The 12,583-nt window shown below is 42.4% G+C and carries 15 protein-coding genes; 5 read left to right on the forward strand and 10 right to left on the reverse strand.

Translation table 11 applies throughout. The annotated features are described in order from the left end of the window. Window positions 1-8 precede the first annotated feature (8 nt). The 3 genes from ACFSTG_RS08845 to ACFSTG_RS08855 all read right to left on the reverse strand — a co-directional run bounded on the left by ACFSTG_RS08845 (window position 9) and on the right by ACFSTG_RS08855 (window position 2,166). Entirely contained in the window at window positions 9-926 is a 918-nt protein-coding gene (locus tag ACFSTG_RS08845; RefSeq protein WP_380751280.1) for a TIGR01777 family oxidoreductase, read from the reverse strand. Between the two features lie 68 nt (window positions 927-994). Next, the gene (gene mnmD / locus ACFSTG_RS08850) at window positions 995-1,675 is read right to left on the reverse strand and encodes a tRNA (5-methylaminomethyl-2-thiouridine)(34)-methyltransferase MnmD (protein ID WP_380751283.1); all 681 of its coding nucleotides are present in this window, start codon (window positions 1,673-1,675) and stop codon (window positions 995-997) included. A 2-nt stretch (window positions 1,676-1,677) separates the two neighbouring features. After that, window positions 1,678-2,166, reverse strand: a complete 489-nt coding sequence (locus tag ACFSTG_RS08855) for a DUF4920 domain-containing protein (RefSeq protein WP_380751286.1) — start codon at window positions 2,164-2,166, stop codon at window positions 1,678-1,680. 106 nt (window positions 2,167-2,272) lie between these two features. Here ACFSTG_RS08855 and ACFSTG_RS08860 point away from each other — a divergent pair, with 106 nt between their 5' ends. Continuing rightward, window positions 2,273-3,349: a branched-chain amino acid aminotransferase gene (locus ACFSTG_RS08860; RefSeq protein WP_380751289.1), complete on the forward strand. Its 1,077-nt coding sequence runs from the start codon at window positions 2,273-2,275 to the stop codon at window positions 3,347-3,349. 17 nt (window positions 3,350-3,366) lie between these two features. On the opposite strand, the gene ACFSTG_RS08865 is transcribed toward ACFSTG_RS08860, so the two are convergent. Together ACFSTG_RS08865 and ACFSTG_RS08870 are read right to left on the reverse strand one after the other, a co-directional pair. Next, window positions 3,367-4,389, reverse strand: coding sequence for a Gmad2 immunoglobulin-like domain-containing protein (locus tag ACFSTG_RS08865; protein ID WP_380751292.1), 1,023 nt, complete (start codon window positions 4,387-4,389; stop codon window positions 3,367-3,369). A 69-nt stretch (window positions 4,390-4,458) separates the two neighbouring features. Next, complete coding sequence (locus tag ACFSTG_RS08870) at window positions 4,459-4,845, reverse strand: pyrophosphohydrolase domain-containing protein (protein ID WP_380751295.1); 387 nt, start codon at window positions 4,843-4,845, stop codon at window positions 4,459-4,461. Between the two features lie 33 nt (window positions 4,846-4,878). Between ACFSTG_RS08870 and ACFSTG_RS08875 the strand changes: the two genes are divergently transcribed. Beyond that, window positions 4,879-5,067: a hypothetical protein gene (locus ACFSTG_RS08875; RefSeq protein WP_380751298.1), complete on the forward strand. Its 189-nt coding sequence runs from the start codon at window positions 4,879-4,881 to the stop codon at window positions 5,065-5,067. Window positions 5,068-5,140: 73 nt separating this feature from the next. Here ACFSTG_RS08875 and ACFSTG_RS08880 read toward each other — a convergent pair whose 3' ends face one another. Further along, complete coding sequence (locus ACFSTG_RS08880; RefSeq protein ID WP_449329205.1) at window positions 5,141-7,177, reverse strand: dipeptidyl-peptidase 3 family protein; 2,037 nt, start codon at window positions 7,175-7,177, stop codon at window positions 5,141-5,143. Between the two features lie 166 nt (window positions 7,178-7,343). Between ACFSTG_RS08880 and ACFSTG_RS08885 the strand changes: the two genes are divergently transcribed. Both ACFSTG_RS08885 and crcB read left to right on the forward strand, forming a co-directional pair. Next, window positions 7,344-8,372, forward strand: a complete 1,029-nt coding sequence (locus ACFSTG_RS08885) for a GyrI-like domain-containing protein (RefSeq protein ID WP_380751301.1) — start codon at window positions 7,344-7,346, stop codon at window positions 8,370-8,372. A 2-nt stretch (window positions 8,373-8,374) separates the two neighbouring features. Next, the gene (gene crcB, locus ACFSTG_RS08890) at window positions 8,375-8,743 is read left to right on the forward strand and encodes a fluoride efflux transporter CrcB (protein ID WP_380751304.1); all 369 of its coding nucleotides are present in this window, start codon (window positions 8,375-8,377) and stop codon (window positions 8,741-8,743) included. A gap of 3 nt (window positions 8,744-8,746) precedes the next feature. Here the strand turns inward: crcB and ACFSTG_RS08895 are convergent, their stop codons facing one another. The 4 genes from ACFSTG_RS08895 to ACFSTG_RS08910 all read right to left on the reverse strand — a co-directional run bounded on the left by ACFSTG_RS08895 (window position 8,747) and on the right by ACFSTG_RS08910 (window position 11,795). Next, on the reverse strand, window positions 8,747-9,352 hold the full coding sequence (locus tag ACFSTG_RS08895) for a DUF1684 domain-containing protein (RefSeq protein WP_380751307.1): 606 nt from the start codon (window positions 9,350-9,352) through the stop codon (window positions 8,747-8,749). Next, the gene (locus ACFSTG_RS08900) at window positions 9,349-10,773 is read right to left on the reverse strand and encodes a hypothetical protein (RefSeq protein WP_380751310.1); all 1,425 of its coding nucleotides are present in this window, start codon (window positions 10,771-10,773) and stop codon (window positions 9,349-9,351) included. The genes ACFSTG_RS08895 and ACFSTG_RS08900 overlap by 4 nt, the downstream gene beginning before the upstream one ends. A 126-nt stretch (window positions 10,774-10,899) precedes the next feature. Then, window positions 10,900-11,091: a cold-shock protein gene (locus ACFSTG_RS08905; protein WP_380751313.1), complete on the reverse strand. Its 192-nt coding sequence runs from the start codon at window positions 11,089-11,091 to the stop codon at window positions 10,900-10,902. 89 nt (window positions 11,092-11,180) lie between these two features. After that, a complete protein-coding gene (locus tag ACFSTG_RS08910; RefSeq protein ID WP_380751316.1) occupies window positions 11,181-11,795 on the reverse strand; it encodes a MarC family protein in 615 nt (204 codons plus the stop codon). A 183-nt stretch (window positions 11,796-11,978) separates the two neighbouring features. Between ACFSTG_RS08910 and ACFSTG_RS08915 the strand changes: the two genes are divergently transcribed. Continuing rightward, complete coding sequence (locus tag ACFSTG_RS08915) at window positions 11,979-12,575, forward strand: DNA polymerase ligase N-terminal domain-containing protein (protein WP_380751319.1); 597 nt, start codon at window positions 11,979-11,981, stop codon at window positions 12,573-12,575. The last annotated feature ends 8 nt before the right edge of the window (window positions 12,576-12,583 follow it).

Here is a 12,583-nt window from a genome sequence, read left to right on the forward strand (position 1 = left end):
ACCGGCGTTCAGCCGGTTTTTTTGTGCCATAGATCTTCAAAGGCTTTCTCCAGGTTCGTGTACCTGAAATCAAAGCCGGTATTCTCGATTTTTTTACTGCTCACCAATTGGCTGCTTAAAACAGCCGAAGACATTTCTCCCATTACCAGTTTTAGCATGAAGGAAGGTACTTTAGGAAGCCAGAGCTTCTTGTCCATTGTTTTCGCAAGCTGTTCAGTAAGATCTTCATTGGTTGCAGGATTGGGCGCAACCCCATTGTAAACCCCGGTTAATCCGTTCTCCAATATGTGCAGAAAGATACGTGCGAGATCTTCTATATGTATCCAGGATTGCCACTGTTGTCCACTGCCAAGCGATGTTCCCAAATTATAAGCAAGAGGCCGCTGCATTTGCGGTAGGGCGCCACCCTCATTAGACAACACCAACCCTATTCTCACCTTGGCCACACGCAGCCCCAGGTCTTTAAAAGGATCTACGGCCGCCTCCCATTTTTGTACTACTTTTCCCAGAAACGAATTATCTACAGCACTTTCATCTTCGTAATGCATTTTTTGATACGAACTTTCATAGATACCAATGGCGCTGGCAGAAATGATTTGCCCCACTTCATGCGGATTGTTTTTTAAGGTTTGGAACAAGAGGTTTAGGGAATCTACCCTGCTGTTAAGGATGTTTGCTTTGGCTTTTTTTGTCCAGGGCTGGAAAACACTGGCGCCTGCAAGATTGATAATGGCCCCGACTCCTTCCAGGCATCGAACATCAATTTCTCCGGAAGAAGGATTCCAGAAAAATCCCCGGTAATTCTCCTTTTCTTTGATCTTCTTTTTACTGGTTGTCAGGTAATTAACCCCAACTCCTTTTTCATGACAGATTTGTGTGATCTTTTTCCCAATTAAGCCTGTAGCTCCGGTAATAAGAATCCTCATTTTTGTTTTAAATTTATGGATTGTTAAACAAACCCTGCAAAGAATTATAAGGCCTTTAACAAAGCTTATTAATCATTAGGCTTGGTGGCTCGCAGCATTTCCCGCTTCCCTGGAGGACCCGGCAGTCGTTCCACCAGGAAGCCTACGGCTTGCATGGCCCTCCTCACACTCCCTTTTGCTGAATATGTAACCAAAACGCCCCGGTGCCGGAGAGCCCTGTACATCCTGGTAAAGATCTCCTCTGTCCAAAGATCGGGTTGAACCCGGGGTCCAAAAGCATCAAAAAATATCAGGTCACAGGCATTCTCTGCCTGTATATCTGAAAAGAACATTTGTTCCTTTTGAAGCGTGAAAAAGGGGGAGATTTCCTGCCTTTGTCCCCAACTACCTTCGTGCAATTTTAAAAATACTTCGGAGGCATTATCTTCCGACAGGGATTGTGCATATTCAAGGGCAGCTAATTCTTCATTAGAAACGGGATAAGCTTCCACCCCGGTATAATTGATCTCTATTCCGGCTCTTTCCGCAGCATAGTAGCTTATCAACGCATTGAGTCCGGTCCCAAATCCTATTTCAAAAATGTTCATTTTTTCAGGGTTATGTATCCTAAGATAATGTTGCAGGCCGGTATCTATAAAGACATGAAGGGCTTCCTGCAAAGCCCCGTGTTTTGAATGGTAATGTTCATTCCATTCAGGAATAAAAATGGTTGACGAGCCATCGGCTGTCTTTATGATCTCTCTTTTCAAAGCTATTCTTCTATAAGCACCCCGTCAGCAAGAAAGGACAAGGTAATTTCCGGTTCTACAATTGCTTCCACCTCTTTGATGGTTTTTCCGGCATCTTCGGCGTAATGGCGCTGCTCCTCAACCGAGACTTCTTCTACAAAGGCTTTACCATTAAGGATCACTTCCTTTTCCTCAATATCCTTAGGTACAAAAAAAGCATAATCCTTAAACTTCACCATGACCTCCCTGCCATCTTGTAGGTCAACTCTCATCCAACATCCTTTATTTTTGCATACCGAAGCTACATCGGCCTTGAAGGATATATTCAAGGTATCCCCGGGTTTAAGATCATTATATTTTTCCTGCATGTTAACAGCTGTAAAAACATGTTCCAGTTCAAACTTTTCCCCGACACCTGAATACCCGGCTGGCAGTTTTTGATCCTGGGCGTGCAGTAGGTCACCCGCATTTAAAAACAGCATAAAAAGTAAAAAAATAAGCGTTTTTTTCATGATCATATATATACAGGATTCAAAAATTTAAATTAAGATAAAATTAGTCAACGGGCATCTTTATTTACCGCATTTATTTAGGTAAATTTGCAAAAATATCTATAGCATGAAAAATGGTTTACCTCTCGCAATCGATGTAGTTGAAGCTCCCGCTTCAAAAATCGACGCGGTTGACTTTGAAAATTTAGTATTCGGGAATGTGTTCACTGACCATATGATGATGTGTGACTATGAGGACGGAGAGTGGCAAACACCCCGCATTCAACCTTACGGGCCCATTCAACTCGAACCTTCTGCCAAAGTCTTCCATTACGGGCAGGCCATTTTTGAAGGAATGAAGGCTTTCAAGGATGATGAAGACCAGGTTTGGCTTTTCAGACCGGAAGCAAATATCGATCGTTTCAATAGATCCTCAGTTCGTCTTGCAATTCCCGAATTTCCAAAAGAGGTATTCCTTGAGGGTTTGGAAACCTTGCTGAACCTTGACAGAGACTGGATCAAACAAGGGTTTGGAAGCTCTCTGTACATCAGGCCCTTTGTGATCGCAACAGAGCCGGGTGTATCAGCCTCCCCTTCAAAGAATTATAAATTCATGATCATTTGCTCTCCCGCCAAAGCATATTACAGTGGGGAAGTAAGAGTGGTATTTGCAGAGCAGTTTAGCCGCGCAGCAAACGGCGGAGTAGGATTCGCGAAAGCTGCCGGAAACTACGGTGCTCAGTTCTATCCTACCAACCTTGCAAAACAAGAAGGATTCCAGCAAATAGTCTGGACAGATGCCAGCACACACGAATATCTTGAAGAAGCAGGCACTATGAACATATTTTTCAGGGTAGGTGATAAATTATTGACAGCCCCAATTAGTGACAGAATCCTTGACGGGATAACACGAAAAAGTGTAATTGCCCTGGCCGAAGAATTCAAGGTGCCTGTAGAAGTAAGACGGGTTACGGTCAAGGAAATAGTGGAAGCCGCGGAAAAAGGTGAATTAAAGGAAATGTTTGGAGCCGGTACAGCTGCGACCATTAATCCTATTAAAGGATTTGGCTACCAGGGAAAAAGATACGAACTCCCAGAACAGGAAAACTCTTATGCGAGCTTTTTCAAGACCAAATTAATGGAGATCCAGTATAACAAGGCTGAAGACAAATTTGGCTGGAGATACCTGGTAAAAGAAAAATAATCCCGCCTATAGCACAATTAAAATACCACCGGAACGCGATATACCCTGTCGTGTTCCGGTCTTCCTGAAGCATTAGATCGCCTGAGGATCAAATACCCGTTTTGAGACTTTCCCGGTTCAAAGGAGATCTCTGCCTCAAAAGGCACAAAATCTTCGGTCATCCATTCCTCCGTGGCACGCACAGATCCTTCTGCAAGTTTATCATAATTTTCGTTGACCAGTACATAAGGAAATTCCCCTTCAAAATACCACATTCCCCGGGCTTCGCCTGTAAGTTTAAAAGGCGTGGTTACTTTGGAACCTGATGCCGGTTGATCAACCTTTATCAGATCATTCAATTTCCTTTGCTCCTTTTGAGGATCAAAGAAGTTGAAACTTTCCAACACCTGGTGTAACCGGCTTCTGCTCTCAGTGTCAACCTCCCCATAGAACTGCATGGCATCACCTTCAAGCGGATCACATTTTTCCATAGCCAAAGCTTCCCCGGTAGCCGCACTAAAACAGGTTGCACGAAAATCATTGACCTTATAGAACACATAGATCTGTCCATACTCGTTCCAGCCCGGAGGAGGAGTATGAAATGATAAACTTACTGCCCAGGGCTCCCCATTTTTGAGAAGGTATACAAAAGAACTTTCTCTATCAGGACTAAAAGGAAGAGGAAGATTTCCCTGCCATTCCCTGAGGGACTGGCGAGGCCCTCCGGGAGCATCAACTCCAAATCCCTGTGGAAGTATGGCTATGTAAGAAGTTGAAGTTTCATTATGAATCCCGAACGGAGGCTTTTCCTGACTGCTTTTTTCATAAAAATTGATCACCGGAGTTTCTCCGGGCAAAGTTCCTTCATAGACCTCAACACTCCCTGGATATGCTGCTGAAAAGTTCCATTCTTTGCTGCTGAATTCTTTTAACTCCACAGAATCAATTTCTGAATTATGGTCTTTTTCAGCTTTAACAGATTTCGAACCCTCCTGTTCAGCGCCGTTCTTACAGGAAAAAAGAGTCAGAGTACCGAGTAAAAGAAATATGATCTTTTGCATTTTTTCTTTTAATGTATGAAAACAGGAAAAAAAGTCTGGTATTTTTTTTTGAAAAATCTGGCCTGTGGCTTATTCCCGAAACAATTCTTCCAGAGCAGGCGAAAAATAACCAGGGCCCTTCAGGACCTTTCCGTCTTCGCGGTACACAGGATTTCCGTCTGTGCCCAGTTTACTCATATTGCTTTGGTGTATGGCTGCGAAAACCTCTTCAATTTTATGCTGCATTCCATGTTCGAGGATCGTTCCGCAGAGAATATAAAGCATATCCCCAAGCGCATCGGCGATTTCCACCTTGCTCCCTTTATTTGCCGCCGTAAGATATTCTTCATTTTCCTCTTTCATGAGTTCATACCTTAGCAGATGTTTTTCTTTTCCCAAACAAGCGACAGGCTGGTCCTGAACTGCCAGGCCAAAAGCCTCGTGAAACTCCCTCACTGCTTCTAATCTTTTTTTCATCTTAAAACTTTAACTTCGCGTAAATTTAAACAGATGTTTACTACCGGACAGTTAATCTTTGCAGCTATTTTCTTTGTGATCTTTGTTGCGGTAATAATTTTTAGTTACCGCAAGGACCTGAAGCTGCACAGAAAATACTATAAGGGTACCCTGTATATCCTTATTGGTTTTATCGCCTTCATTCTGATGCTTTTCGTGATCAAGTCATTTTTAAGATCCTGAAACGACGCGATTGAAAAAAACAAAACCGCCACTCCTGTAAGGAATGGCGGTTTTTTTAATTTTATAAAACCTACTAGTTTTCCATAGGAAGAACGTCGTACTTTTTAGAATAATCAAGCATTTGCTCTTCAAAAGATACAGGTTGAACCACTTTGATAGAAGTGATCTCTCCACTTTCATCAGTCTCTGGCACCAGAACAGGGTTTACAAATCCGCTGTATGGAGCAGAAGTAAATTGTTCATTTCTCTTAAGAACTTCGGTATGGATCTCCTGGTCAACTTTTACCCCATAATTTTCTACAAGGTTTTTAGCCGCTTCGTAATCTCCTTCAGATTTGATCCTTTGGGTCTCTCTCAACAAGTCTCCAAACAGTCCTCTTAAGGCATCATAATCCTTGATGTCAAAATAGGTTTTTCCGTCTTTTGAGACTTTTTCAATGATCCCTTCTTCCTGTCCTTTTTCGAAAACCCAGGCACTTACCCATTGACGGTTTCTCATGTGGGATTCTTCAATATCTGCACCCGGTTCAAGACGGATCAACTGAGTCATCAATCCGTTGCGAATGTAACCGTCATAAGCAGCCTTTCCAAGTTTCTGGTGATCATCTACCAAACCAAGTTCTTCCAGTTTAGGATCCATAAGGTAGTATAATCCTACAAGATCTGCACGTCCTTCTTCCAGAGTGGAAGCATAGCTCTTAAGCGTTTCTTTGGTTTCTCCTACTCCGGGATTCAATTGTCCTGAAGCATGTCCCACTACTTCGTGAAGTGCGGTATGTAATTTATCTGCAAGTTCCCCGTACTCCTCCTCAAGGGCTACCTCTTCTTCATCAAAGGCAAATTCCTGTAATCTTCCGGTGCTGCCTGCGTTGTTGTAAGCTTCAATAATATTCCCCAGGGAAACAGATTTACTTCCATATTCCTTCCTGATCCAGTTCGAGTTTGGCAGGTTAACTCCTATTGGAGTTGCCGGGGAAGCATCTCCTGCTTCTCCTGCTACGATCACGGTTTTGTAGGTTACCCCAACAACAGATTTCTTTTTATGCTCTTCCATAAGCGGTGCGTTATCTTCGAACCACTGTACATTCTCTTCAAGCACCTTCATTTTTTCGCTCATATCAAAATCCTTGATTTGTACGATGGTCTCATAAGAACCTCTGTACCCAAGAGGATCATTGTATACTTCGATAAAGCTGTTGATGTAATCTATATTTCCTTCGGTAGCCTGTACCCATGCGATGTTATATTCATCCCACGTCTGGAGGTCCCCGCTCTTATAGTATTCTATCAAAAGTCCCAGAGCATCAGCCTGTTTTTCATTTTCTGCAACTCCCTGTGCTTTTTCCAGCCAGGATACGATATTGTCTATCGCTTCTCCATACATTCCGCCGCTTTTCCAGACTTTCTCTGTAACAGTTCCATTCTCTTTTACCAGTTTGGAATTTAAACCAAAAGCAAGAGGTTTTTCAGGATCAGGTGATTTCTTGGTAGCATAATAGGCTTCCACATCTGCAGCCGTAACTCCCTCTCCGTAAAAATTAACCGCAGAACCTTCAATAAGGCCTTTGGATTCATCAAGGTTCACTTTTTTGCTATCCTTTTCATTGAAGATCACTTCATAGGGTTCTCCCGAAAGATCCGTATTGGTCTCGGCAAGAAGAGTATTGAAATACTCTTTGCTGAAAGACGGTTTGATCTTATCCATAGAATAGTGATGGTGGATACCGTTGGAGAACCAAACCCTCTTCAGGTAGGTTTCAAAGTCTTTCCAATCCTGCGAAGATTTGTCACCTTCATAGGTAGTGTAGATATTCTCCAGAGCTTCACGAATCTTCAGGTTGTGCCTGTAGTTCTGGTCCCAGATTATGTCTCTGCCGCTAAGACCGGCTTGAGTAAGGTAATACACAAGCTTTTGTTCCTTTAAGCTCAGGTCTTCCCATCCCGGGATCTGGTAACGCAGGATCTTAATATCGGCGAATTCATCTACCTTATAATCAAAATCACTGGTTTGAGTAACTTCTTCTGTTCCCGCCGGCTGGCTCACCGTGTCGGCACAAGACCAGAAAAATGTTGATGCCACTAAAAGCATCAAATAAAATCTAATTTTCATTTGTTAGGGTTTTAAAATAATAAAGAGTTTGAATGATCTCACAGCCACAAGTTCTCCGCAGAAAACCCGGTTTTTGCATCAGGATCATTTAATAACAAATGTAAGAATAAGCATCATGCAATTTAACTATATTAGCGTATTAATCTATTAAACCCGCCAAAGGACCATGAAAATTATAAAATATCTACTTTTTTTGATCCTGATCCTCTTTATTGCCGGATCTATTTATGTTGCCACCAAGGATGGCGACTACACGGTTCAATCCAGCCGAATCATGAATGCCCCTGCTCCCATGCTCTACAGGGAAATAGCAGATCTTTCAAACTGGCAGGAATGGCAGGCCTGGAATGCCCCGGAAGGGATGCGTACAGACCTGGGGGAAATTGCCTCGGGAGAAGGTGCAGAACTAAGCTGGCAGGCGGAGAATTTAAGGGATGGGCGAATAGTTACAACCTCAGCGATTCCCTTCAACAAAATAGAACAGGAGCTGGAAATGCAAACCAGTATGGGTACCGCAGAAGGGAAGGTAGTATGGGCTCTGGAAACCAACGAGGGGCAGACCAGGGTCACCTGGACCCTGACAGGCTCCCAAAGTTTCAAGGAAAAACTGGCCTTCACCCTTCAGGATAAAGATATGAGCGAGATCTTTCAGCCCATTTTTGAACAGAGTCTTGAAGATCTGGAAACCTCTGTCATTAGCAAAATGGAAAAATATTCCATCAATGTAGACGGAGTAACCGAGCATGGCGGAGGATATTATATGTATACCACCACTGCTTCCAAACTGGCAGAGGTGAATGTTCGTGCCGCAGATATGATCGAACAGGTAACGATCTACATGCAGGAGAATAATATTTCCATCAACGGAAAACCTTTGGTGATCTATAATCAAAGAGATGAAAGAAATGGCACAACGATCTTTTCGGCCGGGGTACCCACGCCGAACCAGGTGATTACTCCGTCAGGTAGCCCTGTACTCACCGGCTACCTTGAACCACAAAAAGCGGTTAAAACCACCCTGCGCGGCCATAACAAGAATGCAGCTGAAGCCTGGGAAGCAACCTATCGCTATATAGAGGAAAATGGTCTGCAGGTAGACCCCCAGGGACAGGCTTTTGAGATCTATATTACCAATCCTTCTGAAGTGGATAACCCTGCCCTCTGGGTAACAGAGATCTATATTCCCGTTCAATAGGCATGAAACAATTATTACTGGTATTTATGGGAGGGGGCGCAGGCAGCGCTCTGCGATTCCTTATTTCCAGAAGCCTGAATCAGGCGACAGTGCTGCCATTGGGAACACTGATGGTAAATGTGGTGGGGAGCCTGTTAATAGGATTCCTTCTGGGAATGGGGTACCGGCAGCAGGTACTTTCCACTAATGCCATGCTACTTTTGGCAACAGGATTTTGTGGCGGCTTTACTACCTTTTCAGCCTTTAGTTATGAGAACCAGGTCTTTTTAAAAGCCGGAGATTTCCTAAGCCTGGGCATTTACATTGTTTCCAGCCTTATCCTTGGAGTGGCAGCGGTTTTTGGAGGTATTTATTTTTCGCGTTTTTTCTAGACCCTATTTCAGCTTGTATGCCTTAACCCCTGCAGTGACAGCCAGGTCCATATGATTTTCCTCGGGAGGAATGGGACATGAATATTCCCCATTGTAAGCGCAGTAAGGGTTATAGGCTTGATTGAAATCTACAATAACCTTGTTAGACTTTGGGATCTTCATGTCTATATATCTCCCGCCGGAATAGGATGATTCCCCGTTGGTAAGATCTGTAAAAGGTAAAAACAGGTAGTCCTTATATTCAGCCTTTTTTGTCAATTGTTGATTCTGGTAAAGGTTGAGTTTATATTCCTTTCCCGAAAGGGTGAAAAATATTTCTCCATATTTCACATAGACCGGTTTTCTTTCTGTAGTTGTGGGCATTTCAAAGGGAGCTTCATAGGGGGTTCTTATAAACTCTGCCTCTACGGAAAAAGCGGTGTCGATCTCGAAGAAATCCAAAGCTTTAAAGGTCTTACGTTCGTTTGCAGGAATAGGGGTTTTTGCCGGATTCTTAAAATCCTGATTGATCTTTTTCTGGAATTTAAGCGCAGAAGTGATTTTTTGATTCTGCTGAGCAGTCATAACTCCGAAAAAGAGTAGCAGGCACAGCGTCAGGAATTTTTTCATTGTTTAGGAAATAAAGATTTCTCTTCAGGTTTGTCATAATACCTGGAAGAGCCCAGATATTTTTCAATAAGCAAATTATATTCGGGAGTTAGCCTCAAGCCAAGTGTGCCATCTATATTGTAAAGAGCCTCCTTATTGGTATAACCGTGTTTGAGCATTTCTTCAAGATAAAAAAGGGCTGTTCCAAAGTCATTATCCTGGGCACTTAAGGAAATAATATCCTTGTATGCAGAATAAGCCTGTGGGTCAAATATGGTTTGTATCATATCTGCCAGTAGTTTCTGTTCAAGGGAAGATCTCTGATTTTCCAACTCCTGGCGTTGGGTTTTTGCAAGTTCATTGATAAGACCTTTGATCCTGGTGGCCATCTTACCTTCTGCCCCACCCTTCCTGGCCAACGAATCGAGCTGGATCTTCTGGTAGTTCCACCAACCCAGGTTCTCGAAATTTACCGTACGTATATCTTCACTGAAATAATAAAGAAAATCTTCAACCAGCCTTCTTTCTTTAACGCGTACAGCTTCTAATTGCCGGCTTTGATCCATGTAGTTTCTGGAACGTTTTATTTGACGAATCCTGTTCTCAATTTCATCGAGATCCCAAAGTCTGGCATATTTATCTTTCATAAGTTCGAGAAGATCACTGGCCTCCACTACCTTGCTGTTGCTTAACCTGGCATTCACCAGGTTCATATCTGCCGTATAAAGTTCTTCAACCAGGGTGGGATCCTCGGGTCTTAACTTCTTGCGCATGGCATCAAGGGTAAGGGAGCCAAGTACACTTGAAACGATTTCGGGCCGGGGCCAGTCATCTCCCCCTTCATAACTGTATACCTGGGTAGGTAATTTCATTCCCCGCAGCAATTCTGCCGTAAATTTTACCCCTGCTGATGTAAATTGTTCATCCCCTGCCACGCCAATGAAAATGAAGCCATTCCTTTTTTCCAGAAGATCATAGTTCATCCATTGATCTCCAATGGCGATCACACCATGAATATTCTCAAGTAAAAAGGGAATGGAACTGGCAACCCTGGCCCCTTCCATAGAACCCGCGGTTGAAAGCTGTCTGAAATCAAGCGGAATGAGGGTTGAAACGCTCTGGATCATTCGGCTGGCAATTGTAACATTTTCCTTAAAATCTGCTTCGGGAGAAATATTATTGGAAGAGACCAGCACATATCCCTGTCGCTCTGCAGCATTTCGGAAAAGCATAGCTGCTGATTTTCCCCGGCCTTCTGAGTCAAAAATAAACAGAGTAGGCATGGCTGTACTATTCTGGAAATTCGTGGGCAGATAGATCGCGAAACTCTCGTCAATGGTATCTGAAACCTTAAGGGAGTCAATAACAATTCCTTTCTTTAAGGTCATTTCCTGGGCAGAAACCTGGGCTGCGATTAACAAAAAAAACAAGATTTTTCTCATGGAATTAAGGTAATAATTTTTTTAAAATTCCTGAGTCAAAGTTTTCTGAAGAAAAACTATAAAAATTAAGCATAAAAAAAGGCCTTACTAACGTAAGGCCTTGAAATTATAAATAAGATACGTGGACTATTGTTGTCTCACGTTTACTGCATTTACACCTTTTCTACCTTCTTCAAGGTCAAAAGTAACTTCGTCATCTTGTCTGATCTCATCAACCAATCCATTAGCATGTACGAAATACTCATCATTTGTTTCTTCGTCTTTAATGAATCCATAACCTTTTGATTCATTGAAAAACTTAACTGTACCTTTATTCATTATATAAAAATTAAATTGGAGACAAATGTACAGCTAATAATTTGATAACCTATTATAAATCAATAAATTATTTAAAAGAGCTGATTTTTTTATTCCAGGAAAGCTATATTGATCCCCTGTATCAGCATGTTAACCCCAATTATGGCAATGATAAGTCCCATGATCTTTTCGACGACCACGATCTTATTTGCCCCAATATATTTAACCAGATATTCACTGGAGAGAAATGCGAGGTAATTGAGCCACATTACCACAGCGAACATGACCAGGATTATACCCAGTTCCAGATAGGTTGCAGTGGTTGTGAAGTTCATTGCGGTCACGATAGTACCAGGACCTGCCAGGATAGGGATCCCCAGGGGGGAAATAGATATGCCTTCATTGAAATTGATCTCCTGCTGGTTATCAATACTGGAAACCTGCGCCCTTATCATCTCAAAACCAACGAAGAATACCAAAATACCACCCGTAATTTTAAAGGCCGGAATGGTGAGCCCGAAGAAATCAAAGATGTATTTTCCAAGGAAAATGAAGCCTGCCACGATCACAAAAGCAGTAAATGTTGCTTTTTTAGAGATCATTTTCCGGGTAGGACGGTCTGCCTGCCGGGTGAGACTAAGAAAGATAGGTACATTTCCCACAGGATTATTAATGGCAATGAAACCTGTAAAAACTGCGATGGCGAAAACTCCTATACTTTCCATTGTATGTAATTGAGAAAAAATATTTTAAGAGGGTAAAAGTAATCAGAATATCCTTCCTGCAAAATCTAAAAAACTTAAATCTCAGCTTTGTTTATCACATTAATGAGATGGATTTTGAGAATTATTTAACGCGGGGGAGACAGCATTTTTCGTACTTTTTCTTCTTATCATTTAATGAGCTACATGAAAACTTATAATGAGAAAAGAGATTTCAGTAAGACTAAAGAACCCAGGGAGGAACCTTTAAAAAAGAAAAATAAGAAACCCATTTTTGTGATCCAGAAACATGATGCTACCAATCTTCATTATGACCTAAGGCTCGAGATTGACAATACCTTAAAATCCTGGTCTGTTCCCAAAGGCCCCAGTACTGACCCGTCTGTCAAGAGAATGGCGATTCCCACAGAGGACCATCCTCTTAGATATGCAGATTTTGAAGGGACTATTCCCGAAGGTGAATACGGCGGGGGTACTGTTATGGTTTGGGATAAAGGCACCATTGAAAGCAACAAGAAAAATGAAGAGGGGAAGCTAATTTCTCTTGAAGACAGTTTTAAAGCCGGAAGTATCGAAGTCGTTCTTCATGGAAAAAAACTGAAGGGAGGTTATAACCTGGTGGAAATGAAGGGTGGCAGAATGAAAGGCAACTGGTTGTTAATGAAGCAGGATGACAAGGAAGCTGATGCCCGCAGAAATCCAGTGAGCACTCAGACAAAAAGTGTGGTGACCGGGCGCAGCATGAAGGAGATAGCTTCGGAAGACTCTGAAAATACTAACTAAAAAGAGGT

The sequence above is a fragment of the Salinimicrobium flavum genome, assembly GCF_042684505.1.
GTDB lineage: Bacteria > Bacteroidota > Bacteroidia > Flavobacteriales > Flavobacteriaceae > Salinimicrobium > Salinimicrobium flavum.